The following is a 16952-nucleotide window of genomic DNA, read 5'->3' as shown; positions in this document are numbered from 1 at the left end:
AGGTAATCAGACGAGTCTATAAATAACCTCAGTGTATCTCTGCGCTTCTCAGTGTATCTCTGTGTAACAACTCTACACCACAAAGATAGAACAAAACAAGCTGGGGTAAGGGTTTACGTCGGGTATCAACTTTTCAGCCTACCTTTGCGTTCTCTTTTTAAGACGAGTTTATTTTTTCATTCTACATTATTCATTCATTAACTAATGGCTTCACAGTACGATGTAATCGTTGTGGGTAGCGGGCCGGGCGGCTATGTAGCTGCTATCCGGGCGTCGCAGTTGGGTCTGAAAACGGCCGTCATCGAGCGCGAAAGCCTCGGCGGTATTTGTCTGAACTGGGGCTGTATCCCAACCAAAGCCCTGCTGAAATCGGCGCAGGTTTTTGAATATATCAAGCACTCGGCAGATTATGGGATCACCATTTCGGGCGAGTCGAAAGCTGATTTCGGTGCCGTTATCAAGCGGAGCCGGGGCGTTGCCGAAAGCATGAGCAAAGGTGTTCAGTTTCTGATGAAAAAGAACAAGATTGACGTCATCAGCGGTTTTGGTAAAGTGAAAGCAGGGAAGAAAGTAGAGGTAACGGCTGCCGATGGTACCGTCACTACCTACGATGCCAAACACATCATCATTGCTACCGGAAGCCGTGCCCGTCAGTTACCCAACGTTCCCATTGATGGGAACAAGGTTATTGAATACCGGAAGGCCATGTCGCTCGAAAAGCGGCCTGACAGCCTTTTAGTGATCGGCTCGGGTGCTATCGGTGTTGAGTTTGCTTATGTCTACGCCAGCATGGGTACTAAGGTGACCATCGTTGAATTCCTGCCCAATGTAGTTCCTATCGAAGATGAAGATATCTCGAAAGAACTGGCTAAACAGTACAAGAAACTGGGTGTCGATATTTATACGAAATCGGAAGTAACCAAAGTAGACACCAGTGGCAACGGCTGCAAAGTGTTTGTGAAAACACCCGATGGTGAAAAAACTTTCGATGTCGATATTGTACTGTCGGCAGCGGGTATCGTAGCCAATATCGAAAACATAGGCCTCGAAGAACTGGGTATTTCTGTCGATCGGGGCAAAATTGTCACGGACGATTATTACCGTACCAACGTGGAAGGTTTCTACGCCATCGGCGACGTAACGAAGGGACAAGCCCTAGCGCACGTAGCCTCGGCCGAAGCGATCATCTGCGTCGAGAAAATTGCCGGTTTACCCCATGTCGAGCCGCTCAACTACAACAACATTCCGGGCTGTACGTACTGTACACCTGAAATTGCCTCTGTTGGCTATACCGAAAAAGCCGCACGTGAAGCGGGTTACGAGCTGAAAGTGGGTAAGTTCCCCTTCTCGGCATCGGGTAAAGCGAAAGCAGGTGGCGTACCGGAAGGTTTCGTGAAAGTTATCTTTGACGCTAAATACGGCGAGTTTCTGGGGGCTCACTTCATTGGCTCAAACGTAACAGAAATGATTGCCGAGGTGGTAACCGCCCGCAAACTGGAAACAACCGGCGAAGAAATTCTGAAAGCGGTTCACCCGCACCCAACCATGTCGGAAGCCATCAAAGATGCTACCGAAGCGGCTTACGGCGAAGCGATTCACCTGTAAGCGTTGCCCTAAACAGTAACATAAAATGGCCGGATTGACATGTCAATCCGGCCATTTTATGTGTAGTACTGACCGGGATGATCGCCGGACCGACAATCGGTACTACTTCAAAACCTTCCAGTTAAACAAACCGATTTTGGTTAAAAAGTAAAGGAGTGAGGTTCGCAAGACACCGAGACCGTAGATTGAACTGCGCCGGAAGTTAATGGAAGACGCTTCCTCAAAGTATTTGGTAGGGCAAGTGACTTCGCCGATCTCGTAACCTTTATAGAAAATCTGAGCCACCATCTCGTTGTCGAAAATGAAATCGTCGGAGTTGTGCGTGAAGTCAAGGCTACGGAGCACTTCACCCGAAAAAGCCCGGTAGCCCGTATGGTACTCGGACAGCTTCTGGTTCATCAGTACATTCTGGGAGAAGGTCAGAAAGCGGTTGGCAATGTATTTATACATGGGCATACCGCCTTTCAGTGCCCCTTTCCCCAAGATTCGCGATGCAAACACAACGGGATATAAGTCATTGCCGATAATGGAAATGATAGCGGGCAGCAGGAGGGGTGTATATTGATAATCGGGGTGCAGCATAACCACAATGTCGGCCCCGAGTTCGAGGGCTTTGGCATAGCATGTTTTCTGATTTCCGCCATAGCCTTTGTTGCGATCATGCCGGATTATGTGCCGAATGCCCAATTTTCTGGCTACCTCAACGGTATTGTCTGGGCTGGCATCGTCAACTAGAATAACATCGTCGACTAAATCGAGCGGAATTTCTCGGTAAGTACGTTCCAGCGTTAAAGCTGCCCGGTAGGCGGGCATCACGACAATTACCTTCTTATTATTAAACATTAGAGCAAAATTAAGCGGTGGGTGTTATCTAGCCAATAAATTTGATAATTAAAGCCATTTCGTATGACATAATGGCCGTAGATTTGTTGTTTAACCGGGAGCGCCATTGGGCCAAAGGCTTCATTATCTGTTCATTTTTTCATTATGTTATCTAGCGAAACCGTTTTTTTTCTTGCCTTTGCTGCCTTTGTTCTAGTTATAATGGCATTGGATCTGGGCGTTTTTTCCAAGCGTAAAAGCCACGTTGTTCAGTTCAAGGAAGCAGCTATCTGGAGCGCGATCTGGGTTGCTTTATCAATCGCTTTTTATTTTTTCCTTCAAAACTACGGGTATCTGGTTCATGGAATTACGGATATGGCGCGGCTTCAGGAAGTGCGCAATAAATATGCTGAGCATGTTGAATTAATCCCTAGCAATTTTTCGGCCAGTTTAGCACGCTTTCAGGCTAACATGTCGCTTGAATACATTACGGGTTATCTGGTGGAGTACTCTTTGTCGGCCGACAATATCTTCGTCTTCATCTTGATTTTCAATTCGTTCGGTGTGCGGGAGCGGTATTACAAGAAGATTCTGGTGTGGGGTATTCTGGGCGCCATTATTCTCCGTTTCGTTTTTATCTTCCTGGGCTCAGCACTCATCCAGCGCTTTGAATGGATCATGTACCTGTTCGGCGCTTTTCTGGTGTATACGGGTATTCAGTTGTTTTTTCAGAAAGAGGAAGATGAAAAAATCGATCCCTCGAAACACCCGGTGGTCCGTTTTGCCAGTAAATACCTGAACGTCTACCATCGAAATGTTACCGATAACTTTTTTATCCGCAGAAAATCAGATCACAAGCTATTCGTTACTCCTCTGTTTTTGATCGTTATCGTTGTTGCGTTTACCGATCTGGTCTTCGCCGTTGACTCCATTCCGGCAATTTTCTCAATTACCAAAGATCCCTATATCGTCTTCTTCTCGAACGTATTTGCTATTATGGGCTTGCGGTCGATGTTCTTCTTCCTATCCAGCATTATGGACCAGTTCCGTTTCCTGAAGGTAGGTCTGGCGGTACTGCTGACCTTTATCGGGGCGAAGATGCTGGCCGAACACTGGCTCGCCGATCACGGATTTAAACCTGTTTATTCGCTGTATATCATTATTGCTATTCTGGGCATAAGTGTTTTAGCTTCCTGGCTCATTCCCGAAAAGAAAGAGGTAGAAGCCTGACGTAATGTATTACCCTGACAAAAGCCAGCCGAGACTTCTTCGGCTGGCTTTTTTATTGCCTTTTTTACCTATATCAATAAGTACTATAAACTTTCCAGTAATTCTGTAGGATTTATTCTCGTATCTATACCTTTGTTTTAGAATTAGTCTAAATAAAAGATGGTGGCACATTTCTATATATATCGATATTACATAACGAGCCTTGGGTTCCTCTGGGGCATTTTGCTGAGTTCGCTGAGTTTTGGACAAACGACCGGAACTGTTGCCGGTCGGATTCTGACCGTCGACGCGCGGCCAATGGCACAGGTAACCGTACGGTTGACCAATGGTCGGATTGGGGCACTGACGAATGAACAGGGTGAGTTTACACTCAATCAGGTTCCGGCCGGTACACACACATTGCTGATCAGCCGGATGGGCCACAGCCGCATCCGGCAATCGGTGACGGTAGCTGCCGGAGAAACCGTGACCCTCACCGATATCACCCTGCTGGAAAGCAGCGAGTCGCTTCAGGAAGTGACCGTAGAGGGCAAAAATTCGTATAAGGCCGATATCCCGTCCTACAGTTTGCGAGTCAAAACGCCCCTGATCGAACTGCCGCAGAACATTCAGGTCATAAACCGGCAGCTCATTGCCGATCAGCAGATTTTCGATATGCTGGAAGGCGTGTCTCGCAACGTAAGTGGGGTAACCAAGCAGGAACACTGGGACAATTATGCCCGCCTGAATATGCGGGGTTCGCGGGTAGCTCCATTTAGAAATGGGATGAACGTTCAGTCGACTTGGGGGCCGCTGGCCGAAGATATGTCGATGGTGGAGCGCATTGAATTTGTGAAAGGTCCCGCCGGTTTCATGATGGCCAATGGCGAACCCAGTGGTTTTTATAACGTCGTAACCAAGAAACCAACCGGCGTTTCGAAAGGTGAAGTGACGATGACAACGGGGAGTTTCGACACCTACCGGGCTACTCTCGACCTTGATGGTAAACTCAAGCAGGATGGCAGCCTACTATACCGGCTGAACGTAATGGGGCAGGCTAAAGGCTCGTTCCGCGATTTTGAGTACAACAATCGCTACACGGTGGCACCTGTACTCAAATACAAATTGAGCGAGCAAACGTCCATAACGGCGGAGTACACGTATCAGTACTCGCAGATGTCGGCAATCGGATCGGCCTATGTTTTCTCGGCTACGGGCATGGGCAATCTGCCCCGTGCCTCAACGGCAGCCTCGGCCAACCTCGACCCCACAAACGTTCACGATCACAGCGCTTTTCTGATTCTGGAACACCAGATCAACCCAAACTGGAAGCTGACCGGCCAACTAGCTTATTTTAACATGAGTCAGGTAGGAAGTTCCATCTGGGCCGATTCTGCCAAAGCCGACGGTACCGTTTACCGAAACACCAGCATCTGGGACGCGGCCAACGAAGGAAAATTTGCCCAGATTTTCGTAAATGGCGACGTGAAAACCGGAGGCATCACCCACCGCATTCTGGCGGGTCTTGATTTGGGTAACAAAAAATACATGGCCGACTGGGGACAGAGCTTCCCCCTCTACAGCAGCGACTTCACGTTTAACGTCAATAGGCCTAACTATTACCTGCCTGCCACTCTATTACCCAAATTCGACCGGACGCAAAGCCTGCGCAATCGGGCCGGAGCCAATGTGCTGAGCCAGTCTTACAGCGGAATTTATTTGCAGGATGAAGTACGCTTCTGGCAGGATCGGCTTCGCCTGACACTGGCGGGACGGATAACCTCGGCAAAAGACAGTCAATACGGCTCGGGAACGGATGAAACTGTCTTTACTCCCCGCGTCGGTATTAGTGGGTCGCTGACGAAAGAAACGTCTCTGTATGCGCTCTACGATCAGGCGTTTGTGCCTCAGGCAGGTGTCGACCGGGCCGGAAATGCCTTTAAGCCAATTACCGGCAACAACATGGAAGTTGGTCTTAAGAAAGACTGGGCGGGCGGACGCTGGAATTCGACCCTATCGCTGTACCAGATCACGAAAAACAACGTGCTCACCACCGATCCGACCAATCCAAATTATTCCATTCAGTTAGGTCAAACAGCGACCAAAGGTGTAGAATTTGACTTGCGGGGCGAACTGCTGCCGGGTCTGAACCTGGTCGCCAACTACGCCTATACTGACTCGAAAATTACAAGAGACACCAAATCGGAGAATGTGGGAATGCCGGTACCGGGCTACAGTAAGCATATAACCAACGCCTGGCTTGCCTATCGGGTACGGGAAGGAAGTTTGCAGGGGCTGGGCGTTTCGCTCGGCTACCAATGGCAGCTCGACCGGTATGCCTGGTTTTCGGATGCCACTTCCAAAGAGCCAACGTTACCGAATACGTTCCGGACCGACGCGGCCATTTCGTGGCAAAACGGTCGTGTCAACGTCGCGCTTAATATTAATAACCTCTTCGACGCCTACCTGTATTCAGGTGCTTATTACCCCTACGGCGGCTACTATTACTACCAGGCAGAAGCTCCGCGCAACTTCCGGCTAAGTATGGGCTACAAATTTTAATAGGTTGACAAACTGACCATGACAGCGAAAAAACTGATTGGTAAAGTACACCTCTGGCTCGGACTCTCGTCCGGGCTGTTGGTGTTTGTGGTGGCCATTACAGGCTGTTTTCTGGCGTTTGAGCAGGAGATCAAAACCATTTTGCGGCCTTATCAATTCATTGAACCGGTTGCCAATGGCGTTCCTTTGTCGCCTTCCCAACTGCGGGCCATTGCCGAAAAAGTGGTGCCGGGTAAACCGGCTAAAGCGGTCATTTACGGAGACGGTGAACACAGTGCCGTCGTGCCCTTTTATGGAGTCGCTCCGGATTACTACTACCAGGTATATATAAATCCGTATACCGGCAAGGTGCTGTCCGTACATGACGAGGAAACGGATTTCTTTCACTTCATCCTCCACGGGCACTATTATTTGTGGCTACCCGAAACGATCGGCCAACCGGTCGTGGCCTACGGGACGCTGGTATTCGCGATCATGTTGATAACAGGTCTGGTGTTGTGGTGGCCAAAAAACCTGAAGAAGTCCAACCGGGAGAAAAGCTTCCGGATCAAGTGGAAAGCCAAATGGCGCCGGGTCAATTACGATCTGCACAACGTGCCCGGCTTTTACGCATTGTCTATTGGTCTGGTACTAGCCCTGACGGGGATGATTTTTGGCATTCAGTGGTTCGCCGACTCCGTCTATTGGGTTAGCTCCGGCGGAAAAACAGCGCCGGCCTATCAATTGCCCCTGTCCGATACAACGGCCGTTCGGCGGTTTGCCGCGCCGGAGGACCGTGTCTGGCAAGAATTGTTAAAAAGTAAGCCATATACGGCTGGTCTGTACATTTCCTTCCCCGAAAAAGCGTCGGAGTCCATTTTCGCCTACGTCAACTACAAGCCCGGCACCTATTATAAAATGGATTACTATTCGTTTGATCAGAACACGCTGAAACCGTTAATTACCGAAGGGCCGTATGCCGGTACCTACGCAAAAGCCGGTTTTGGCGATAAGCTTCGCCGGATGAACTACGATATTCACACCGGCGCCATCCTGAGTTTACCCGGTAAAATTCTGGCTTTCTGTGCCAGCCTCATTTGCGCCAGTCTGCCCGTTACCGGAACGATCATCTGGTGGGGACGCCGGAAAAAGAAGTCACCGAACGTGAAACAACCCCTCATGACGCGTACTAGGGAAAAAGTCTGAGCCAGGATACGGATGATTTAGCGGATTTTTCTGGATTTTGCGTTATAATCCTGCGCATCAGAAAAATCTTGTGGAAATACCGGTCCAGACTGTACTAAAGACATTCAGTCGACGCTTAACCAACCTCAGCAGCCGTAATCGGTCGCTTTTACTGACAAGCTTACCCGCCGGTCAGTTTCTTGACTTACAGGAAACGGATTTCCTGCTCAATAAACCGGCCTTTTCCATCATTACCGATCTTATTGGTCGGAAAGGGTCGATTGCGTTATGCGATGTGCTCGATCCACGGCAGGAACGCAGCAACGAAGTGAGTAAAAAGCTAAGGCGCATTGACCGGACCGCCCGCTTTATTGAAGAGGAGCGGGGCACCGAAGACTTATACGTAGGATGGCCGTTTGTGAAGGGGAAATTTATGGACGACTCGGTCGTTCACGCACCGCTTCTGTTTTTTCCGGTGCAGATTGAGCAGCAGGGAAAATGCTGGAAACTTACGCGTCGGGGTGATGAACTGGCGTTCCTGAACCCCACCTTATTACTGGCCTACGGGCAATTCAACCAGGTGAAACTGGCGGACGAAGTCATTGAAAAAGCCGTCGATGATTTCGACCGCGACCCAATCGTCTTTCGAACTCAACTCTACGAATGGCTCAAAGCCAGTCCGTTGGAGTTGAATTTTAATCAGGAGCTATTTACTGACAAACTACAGTTTTTCAACAAACAAACGGCCAAAGACCTTGCCCAGCTCGAACGCACCGGCGAGTTAAAACTCTATCCCGAAGCCGTCCTGGGCATCTTCCCACAAGCAGGCTCATTCCTGGTGCCGGATTATGAAGTGCTTTTAAGTAGGAGTGAGGAGGATTCATTAAGGAGTGAGGAATTAGGAGCGAGGAGTGAGGAGCCATCCGGCGGCCATGAGCTGGTTGGCGGTGAAGAACTTTCCAACTCACTTTTTTCTTTTTTGCTCCCGGATGGCTCCTCACTTCTCGCTCCTAACTCCTCACTACTGGAGCGCCAGCTCCACACCCCCCTGCCTCTCGATGCATCGCAGGAAACGGCGGTGCGGGCGGTGAAAGAAGGGCAGTCGCTAGTGGTGCAAGGACCGCCGGGAACGGGTAAGTCGCAGTTGATCGCGAATCTGATGGCCGATGCTGCTGCGGCCGGGAAACGCGTCCTGCTGGTTTGCCATAAGCGGGCCGCGCTGGATGTTGTACAGCATCGTCTTGAGGAGGTAGGCATGGCTCCCTTTTTAGCGCTGGTACACGATTTTCAAAACGATCGACGGGCCTTGTTTGCCCAGATTGCGGGCCAGATCGAGCAGATTGACACCTATCGTCAGCAGAATAACGGGCTCAATGCCGTCTTGCTGGAACGAGATTTTGATGTGGAGAGCCGTCGTATTGATGAGACCATTGTCGAGTTGCAGGCTTTCAAAACGGCGTTGTTCGATACTACCGAAAGTGGCGTTTCTGCCAAAGAGTTGTACCTAACGTTACCTTATGGCGGGAGTTATCAACAGAGGATCGACTTAAATGATAGTTATCCACAGTTTCGGCTGGATAGTGTGGATAACTTTCGGCAACGCCTGGTTCATTACGCAGCTTATCAACAGGCGCTGGGTTCTATCCATAGCTGGGCAAATCGGGTTAGTTTTTCGTCGTTCACAAATGCCGATCTAAGTAAAGCTGACCAAACGATTGTGAGTTGGAGGCAAGTTAGAGAAACAACTGTCGCTCAAATGACGGCTTTGCTTGATCAGCCGCTTCCACTTACGGAGCTTATCGATTGGCAGGCGCATGACTGGGACTTAACGGCCCTCCTGCGTTTTCTTGATGCGCCAGATGCCACCCAATTGTGGGATACCACCCAATATTTACTGGGCAATGCCACTCACCCGGCACTAACCATCGACGAAACACGGTTTGACCAATTGGCCGTACGCTGGGAAGAGGCCTTACTGACCCCCGGCCCGGAACCGTCTTTGTCTACCACTGAACTTCGCGCTTTTCGTGACCTTCTGGCCGATGCCCTGAGCGCCCGCTCCTCATGGGTGAGCTGGAACTGGTGGCAATTGACCAACTCAGGAAAAACGCAGCTTCAAACGGTTGTCTCGGCTAACGGCCTGACGCTTTCTGAGGCTGATCTACAAACGCTTGCCGCAAAAGTTAATCAGCGAATTTTACTGGAAGCGGTCCGCCACGAAGCAGCTTCATTGCTGGCCGGTTTAGCGCTCCCTGAAGTGCCGGAAAGTTTGCGGCTGCTGCATCGAGCGCGGCATCTGACCGAACGATTAACCACCTTGTCCGTACTGCGATCATTACCCGAAATGCGCTGGCAGACGCACACAAATTTTACGGAAAGCGTTCGAACGATGACACAACTGGCTGCGACGGTTGCGCAAAGACAGGTCGAATCGGCAACGTACCTCACGGCTGATCAGCTGGTGAAAACCTGGGACGACGATGTCTATACCGCCGAACTTCGTCAAAAACTACGCACAGATTTTGATTTGCTTGTCGAGGCAGATCGCTTGCAGGCGGGTTTTTCGGAGGCTGAGAAAAGGGTTATTGCTCAATTGAGCCCCTATGAACCCCAAAGCTGGGTTGATGTTTTCATGGCTAGTTTGCGGGCCGCCTGGCTCGATCACATTGAGCACCGGTATCCCGAACTTCGAGCCGTATCGTCGCTTAAAATGACCCAGCTTGAACAGACGTTACAGGAGAGCATTCGGCGGAAACAGGCCCTGAGCCGGGAAAACCTATTGGTCAAGCTTCGGGAGCAAACGTACCGGAACCTGACGTTCAACCGCCTGAACAACGTGGTTACGTACCGCGATCTTCAGCATCAGGTCACTAAAAAACGCAGTGTGTGGCCGGTACGGAAACTCATGGAATCCTTCGCTGATGAAGTCTTTAAACTGGTTCCCTGCTGGCTGGCATCGCCCGAGTCGGTATCGGCGATGTTCCCGCTTCGGGAAGGGCTTTTCGATCTGGTTATCTTCGACGAAGCCTCGCAGTGTTTTGCTGAAAATGGCATCCCGGCCATGGCGCGGGGCAAACAAGTCGTTATTACCGGCGACAACCAGCAATTGCGCCCAAGCGACCTATACCGAACCCGCCTGGATGATGAACCCGACGAAGAAACGCCAGCGGCTCTTGACGTGGAGTCGCTGCTTGAACTGGCCGCCCAATACTTGCCGCAAGTGTCGCTGACGGAACACTACCGGAGTCATTCGCTCGACCTGATTACCTTCTCGAACGAGCATTTTTACCAGAATAAGCTGTCATTACTGCCGCATTTCAGTAACATCAACCGGCGCGAACCGGCTATTCGGTACATGAACGTAAAGGGCGTCTGGCAGCAGAATACCAACCAGATCGAAGCGGAGGCTATTCTTGCCCTTCTCGACCAGCTGGCTGTTGAGCTTCCCGGCCGTTCCATTGGCATTGTTACGTTTAACTATCCGCAGCAGCAGTTGATACAGGACATGCTGGAAGGTAGTGTCGCCGGTCAGGTGCAGTTGCCGGAAAGGCAGCGCTCATACCCGGCTTCGCTCTTTGTCAAAAACATAGAAAACGTACAGGGTGATGAACGGGATATCATCATCTTTTCCGTTGGCTACGCACCGGATAAGCAGGGTCGTTTGGCCATGCAGTTCGGTAGCCTGAACGCCAAAGGGGGTGAAAACCGACTGAATGTCGCCGTGACCCGAGCGCGGGAGCGGGTGTATGTCGTAACGAGCCTGTGGCCAGAACAACTAACCGTAGCCGATACGGCCAACGACGGTCCGCGTCTGCTCAAAGCGTATCTGGCCTACGCGCTGGATGTGGCGCAAGAGCGATTTCGGCCGATGCCTAAGTCACAGCAAGCACTGCCATCCGGTACATTACTAAAGGAAAAACTGGCCGTTCAGCATAGCAACTGGCAACCCGAACTGCCTTTTGCCGACCTGACGGTGAAGGCAGCGGACGATTCGTATGAAGCCATCATCCTTACTGATGACGATGCGTATTACCAACAAACGACTAAGCAGTCCCATGCCTATCTGCCCATGGCTTTACAGGGGCGAAAGTGGCCCTTTCAGCGCGTCTGGAGCCGGGAGTTCTGGAGAACAAATACATAGCTGTTTGGAAATAAATAACAGTATGCGTTCAATAACAGGGTTTTAGTTAATATTGCATACTCCTTCACCTTGTAGCGGCTCTCAACCCAAATGCCTATGGTATCACCAACTATACAGGCTACCAATTTGCCAGAAAAGCTACAGGTTCTATGGGCAGGTGTCCGTCAGCAGGACTACCAAAGCCTGACGGATCTTTATCAGCAGATGTATACCGATCTGCTCAACTTCGGGCTGTTTTTCGGTCATGACAGTGTTGCCACAAAAGATGCGGTCAATCAGCTATTTCTTGAAATCTGGGAACGCGGGAACAGCTTGCCCGCTGTTGACAATGTACGTTCATACCTGATTACTTACCTGCGCCGGAAGCTCCTCCGCGAGTACGAACACAGCAACCGGTTGGTTGAGTTGACGGATAGCGAAATCCTTAGCCAGCGTTCGTACGAAGAGGTTATCGTGCAGGCTCAGCAGGAGGAGCGTATCAAAAAGCGGTTGCAGGCCGCCCTTGCCGAACTAACGCCCCGTCAGAAAGAGCTGATCGAGATGCGGTTCTTTCGGAATTTATCCAATGAGGCCATCAGTCAGGAAACGGGTATGCACATCAACACGGTATACAACACTATTTCGTCGGCACTGAAAACGCTTCGGCAACAGTTAGGGCAGGAGGACTATTATAATTTGCTGACGGTGTGGCCACTGCTGTTTCCGTTGCTCTTTCAGGCTGAGTCGCTGGTCAACAGCTGAAAATTTTTCAGAATTCTCTGTGAGATTCCGTCCTATTGGCGCACTAGGAGATAGTACACTTCATCAACAGAAATTTTAGTTACGGATTACGGTTTATTCAATAAATGGCTTACGAAAACTACACGGTAGACGACTTTATGATGGACGATCAGTTTCTGGCGTACTGTCAGGGAAGTGATTCGTCGGCCGTGTCGTTTTGGGAGACGTGGCAATTGGGGAAACCGCCCAATATCGCTGCTTTTCAGGAAGCCGAAAGATTATGCAGGCTTCTGAATGGGCAAAAACCAAGGCTGAACGAATCGCTGCGTGAGTTGGACGATCTGATTCGTAGCCGGGATCGTCCGGTGCCGGTTATCCCAATGCCCGTGTCCCATGGCTTTCAGCAATGGGTTGTGGCGGCATCGGTTTTACTCGCTATAGGGTTGAGCTGGTTTGGATACCAGTACTGGAGTAATCAGTACATCAGCTACGAAACGGGCTATAACCAGCAGCGTACGGTTTCTTTGCCCGATGGGTCGCGCGTGGTACTCAACAGCCATTCGGTGCTGCGTCATCGGCGAAATGGGTTTTCGGGCGACGAACGGGTCGTTGAGTTAACCGGCGAAGGTTATTTCTCCGTTCGACATTTGGTGCCGCACACGCCTTTTCGGGTCATGGCCAACGATGCCTTCGATGTGCAGGTGCTGGGAACGGAGTTTACCCTGGCTAACCGACCGACTCTCCACCGTGTTGTGCTGAATTCCGGTCGCATTCGGGTTAGCTTCCACGACAATCGTCCGGCGGTGGTAATGCAGCCCGGCCAACTGGTCGAGGTAGACGACAGCACCCGGCGGCTTCGGCAGCGTGCTGTACGGGCCGATCAGTACAATGCCTGGCTTCGCCATCAGTTCCTGTTCGACAATACCAGTCTGATGGAGGTGATCCACCAAATTGAAGAGCAGTTTGGCGTGACCGTGCAAATTGATGGTGACAAACTTGAAGAGCAAACCGTAACGGGTATTTTGCCAATTAGCAAGCCCGAAACGGTGCTGGAAGCCGTTGCCGCGTTGACTCAGTTAAAGGTGCGCAAGGCGAATAATACGTTTATCCTTAGCAAAAATTAATTGCCGTTACAGAAGCCCCCTATGTTATCTGCTCTGATCGGGCGGGTATTGGCTATTACCTGGCTTACGGGTAATCTGCTGGCCGTTGGCTCCGTCGCCTTCGGGCAATCCCCTATGCCCCTGCGGGACGGTTTGAAAAAGTTGAATCACAAACGAGGTACTTATTTTCTATACGACCCCAAACTAATTGATGGCCAGCTTATAATGGCTCAGCCTGACTGGAAAGCCGATACCGAACCGTTGCTAACCCAGCTTTTAGCCGGAACACATTTGTCCTTCCGGAAAGTTGGTGACTGCTACATTATAGAGCCGCTAACGGAAAAGATTAACCCGTTGCCCATTCGACCCAAAGCTACCCGGCAGTTTACCATCAGTGGGTTCGTTAAAGAACAGCATAGTGGTGAGCAACTGGTTGGGGCAACGGTTTTCGTTGCCGGGAAATCGGGGACGGTTACGAATAACTACGGTTTTTATGCCTTGTCGCTCCCCGAAACCGATGAGGTAGAACTGATCGTTTCACTGGTCGGCTATCAGCGGGCGTATCGGCGGATTCGGTTAGACCAACCGGTATCTCTCACCATCGAACTAACCCCCGACGATCTCCTCGACGAAGTTGTCCTGACGTCCGATGCCACGGAACGAGCCGGGGCAAATCCACAAACGAGCCAGCATAGCGTCCCCATGCCGTTGGTGCAGAGTGCTCCGGCGGTTGCGGGCGAAAAAGATGTGCTGAAAACGCTTCAGTTTCTTCCGGGTATTCAGAAAGGGCTCGACGGGCAGGTTGGGTTGCATGTGCGGGGAGGAGGGACCGATCAGAACCTGCTTATCCTGGACGAAGCACCCGTTTATAACGCGAATCACCTGTTCGGATTTGTGTCGGTTTTTAACGTCGACGCGCTCAAGAACGTACGCTTACAGAAAGGTGGTTTTTCGCCCCGCCACGGCGGTCGATTATCATCGGTGGTGGAGATGAGCATGCGCGAGGGCAGTAAGGAAAGCCTGCACGGTGAAGTGGGCACTGGCCTCATTACCTCCCGGCTCATGCTCGAAGGGCCGCTCATTCGTAATAAAGCATCGTTTCTGCTCACCGCCCGGCATACCAACTTTAGTTCGCTGCTGGGGGGATTTGTGGCCGGTTTGGCAGGCAATTACACCGGCACGAACTGGAAGGCGAATTTTTATGACCTGAACGCCAAAGTAAACATTGAACTGAACCGCCGAAACCAGCTTTACCTGAGCGGCTACTTCGGGCGCGACTTTTTTGGCGGGGGCGATAGTCTGGATCGCAACCGTCGGTGGGAGAACGTCGTGCGCTGGGGGAATGCAACCGGCACACTGCGCTGGAATCACCTGTTCAGCGAACGGCTTTTCTCCAATCTGTCGCTTATTTACAGCAACTACGATTTTACAACGCACACCAGCTACATCCCCATCGATCCGTCAGACCCAACGGTTAGCCAGAATACCTGGCGGTATTTCGACGGGGTAACGGATTACACCCTGAAATATGACCTCGACTATTTTCCGACTCTCAGGCACCAGCTACATGCGGGTTTTACAACCACACAGCGGTCGTTTCGGCTCAACGGGTACGACGTGATCGCTTCTGCCGAACAAATTCACCGGACGCACCATGAAGCCAGCCGATCTGCCGAAACGTCGGCTTACGCAGAAGATAACTGGGAGGTCAATTCCTGGTTGAAAGCCCTCATTGGCGCCCGGGCTACGATCTACCAGATTCAGGATCAATTGTACGCACGGGTAGAGCCCCGGCTATCGCTGTCGGCTAAAGTTAGTGGGAACACGGCTGTACGGGGGTCATACTCGGTAATGAACCAGTTCATCCACCAACTGTCCAACACTGGTGAGGGACTTCCTACCGATCTCTGGGTGCCGGCAACGGCGCAGGTAAAACCGCAGCAATCACAGCAGGCCGTACTGGGCGTTGTACATGATTTGACGCCAAAATGGCAACTGACTGTAGAGGCCTATCAAAAATGGATGAGGCACATTATAGGCTATCATCAAAATGCCGACTTTATCGGAATTACCAATGCCCAGCGGGCTGAGGGAATACAGTGGGAGAAAAACGTGACCAGTGGTCACGGCGATGCGTATGGCGTTGAAATCATGCTTCAGCGAAAAACGGGGCGGTTATCGGGTTGGGTAGGCTACACCTGGGCGCTAACGCGCTGGGTCTTCGATGAACTGAACAATGGCCAGCCCTTCTATCCCGCTCACGATCGTCGGCATACGTTGTCCTGGATAGGAGCCTATGAATTTACACCTACGCTGAAGTTATCAGCGTCCTGGTCATACAGTTCGGGCAATCCGCAGTCGCTTCCGGTGTCGGGCGTACCCAGTTACGGGCATTTGGGATTGGGCAAGGGCGATACTCCGGCTACCCCGGCCGATCAGCTTTTTGGCACCGAAGGTCCGCTGGTACAGGTTCGCCGGTCGTACAACAGCTTCCGGGCAGAGCCCTTCCACCGGCTCGATCTCAATCTGCAAAAGACGTTTACGGCCCGTCGGTTCAGGCATGTACTGGAAGCAACGGTTGTCAATGTCTATGGCCGCCGGAATCCTTTCTATTATGACCTGCAAGTCGATAACGCCAGTCAGCCAATGCTCAGGCGGGTTTCGCTGTTCACCTTTCTGCCGTCCATCAATTATACATTCCGATTCTAACCAATGCGGGTCTGGGTTGCTTTCATACTGTGTCTGACTATGGCCGGTTGTCTCAAAACAACGGATCAGGTTGACATTGGCCTGCTGGCTCCGGAACGGGATTCAAAGTTGTACGTTATCTGCTTTATTTCTCCGCAGGATACCGTGCTGGCGGCTAAAGTGGCCCTGTCAGACCCGGCCGTCAGCATCACGGCCGAACCGTCGCTGCTGGTTGAAACGGCTACCGTTACCATTGCTGATGAACAGACCAGCGTTCTCTTACCGTACGACAACGCCTTGGGGTACTACCGGTTGAAACCAGGAAACACCTTTTCAATAAAAGCGGGCCAAACCTACCAACTTACCGTTCAACTTGGCGAGGGACGTCGGGTAACGGCTCAGGCTACTGTGCCGATGGCCGTTCCTATCCAGCGCGTCCAGCGGGATTCATCTATTACGACAACGGCTACGGGTCAGTCTATTCTTTATCAAACAACTATTTTCTGGAATGCGCCGGGGGGTGTTAACTATTATCGGGGGTATGGTGAGGTTCGTCAATCAATTGTTAGCCAGCAGGGTGCTTTGCTGGAAACGCGGGTCAGTCAGCCTTCGTTTTTTGTTGATCGGGAAATGAGTCCCGGCCCTGCAGTTCGTTCGCTTACCGGCTCCTACACACTCGTGGTACCGTTGAATGCCCGGGTTCGAACGAGCCTGTCACGAATCGGGCTGTTCACTACCGACTTAAACTACTACCGCTATCACGAAACGCTGCGGGAGCAGATCAATGCACCCACTAATTCATTTGCATCATCGACGGTGTTGTTTTCCAATATAGTGGGCGGGTACGGTGTTTTCGCGGCTTATAATGCCGTCTATGTTACCTTATAAAAAAATAAGGAGCAGGTAAAACCCGCCCCTTATATATCCCACCGAGCTTC

At 51.1% G+C, this 16952-nt stretch carries 10 protein-coding genes; 9 read left to right on the top strand and 1 reads right to left on the bottom strand.

Annotated features, from left to right (window positions below; genetic code table 11):
- Positions 1 to 204 precede the first annotated feature (204 nt).
- Positions 205 to 1605: a dihydrolipoyl dehydrogenase gene (gene lpdA, locus ACYVJM_RS25805; RefSeq protein WP_297368523.1), complete on the top strand. Its 1401-nt coding sequence runs from the start codon at positions 205 to 207 to the stop codon at positions 1603 to 1605.
- Between the two features lie 102 nt (positions 1606 to 1707).
- Here lpdA and ACYVJM_RS25800 read toward each other — a convergent pair whose 3' ends face one another.
- Positions 1708 to 2448: a glycosyltransferase family 2 protein gene (locus tag ACYVJM_RS25800; RefSeq protein ID WP_461151105.1), complete on the bottom strand. Its 741-nt coding sequence runs from the start codon at positions 2446 to 2448 to the stop codon at positions 1708 to 1710.
- Positions 2449 to 2592: 144 nt separating this feature from the next.
- Here ACYVJM_RS25800 and ACYVJM_RS25795 point away from each other — a divergent pair, with 144 nt between their 5' ends.
- From ACYVJM_RS25795 to ACYVJM_RS25760, 8 genes are all read left to right on the top strand, one after another.
- Complete coding sequence (locus ACYVJM_RS25795) at positions 2593 to 3657, top strand: TerC/Alx family metal homeostasis membrane protein (RefSeq protein WP_461151104.1); 1065 nt, start codon at positions 2593 to 2595, stop codon at positions 3655 to 3657.
- 159 nt (positions 3658 to 3816) lie between these two features.
- Positions 3817 to 6198, top strand: a complete 2382-nt coding sequence (locus tag ACYVJM_RS25790; RefSeq protein WP_461151103.1) for a TonB-dependent siderophore receptor — start codon at positions 3817 to 3819, stop codon at positions 6196 to 6198.
- Between the two features lie 18 nt (positions 6199 to 6216).
- Positions 6217 to 7383: a PepSY-associated TM helix domain-containing protein gene (locus ACYVJM_RS25785; RefSeq protein WP_461151102.1), complete on the top strand. Its 1167-nt coding sequence runs from the start codon at positions 6217 to 6219 to the stop codon at positions 7381 to 7383.
- Between the two features lie 70 nt (positions 7384 to 7453).
- The gene (locus ACYVJM_RS25780; RefSeq protein ID WP_461151101.1) at positions 7454 to 11503 is read left to right on the top strand and encodes an AAA domain-containing protein; all 4050 of its coding nucleotides are present in this window, start codon (positions 7454 to 7456) and stop codon (positions 11501 to 11503) included.
- 96 nt (positions 11504 to 11599) lie between these two features.
- Positions 11600 to 12244 carry an RNA polymerase sigma factor gene (locus tag ACYVJM_RS25775; protein ID WP_461151100.1) on the top strand — a complete coding sequence of 215 codons (645 nt, stop codon included), beginning with the start codon at positions 11600 to 11602 and terminating at the stop codon, positions 12242 to 12244.
- A gap of 104 nt (positions 12245 to 12348) precedes the next feature.
- A complete protein-coding gene (locus ACYVJM_RS25770) occupies positions 12349 to 13347 on the top strand; it encodes a FecR family protein (RefSeq protein WP_461151099.1) in 999 nt (332 codons plus the stop codon).
- A 21-nt stretch (positions 13348 to 13368) separates the two neighbouring features.
- The gene (locus ACYVJM_RS25765) at positions 13369 to 16035 is read left to right on the top strand and encodes a TonB-dependent receptor (RefSeq protein ID WP_461151098.1); all 2667 of its coding nucleotides are present in this window, start codon (positions 13369 to 13371) and stop codon (positions 16033 to 16035) included.
- A gap of 39 nt (positions 16036 to 16074) precedes the next feature.
- The gene (locus ACYVJM_RS25760) at positions 16075 to 16902 is read left to right on the top strand and encodes a DUF4249 domain-containing protein (RefSeq protein WP_461151097.1); all 828 of its coding nucleotides are present in this window, start codon (positions 16075 to 16077) and stop codon (positions 16900 to 16902) included.
- The last annotated feature ends 50 nt before the right edge of the window (positions 16903 to 16952 follow it).

The sequence above is a fragment of the Spirosoma pulveris genome, from assembly GCF_054781875.1.
The sequence above is the reverse complement of the archived record's forward strand: the minus strand, read 5'-3'. Positions and strand labels throughout refer to the sequence as shown.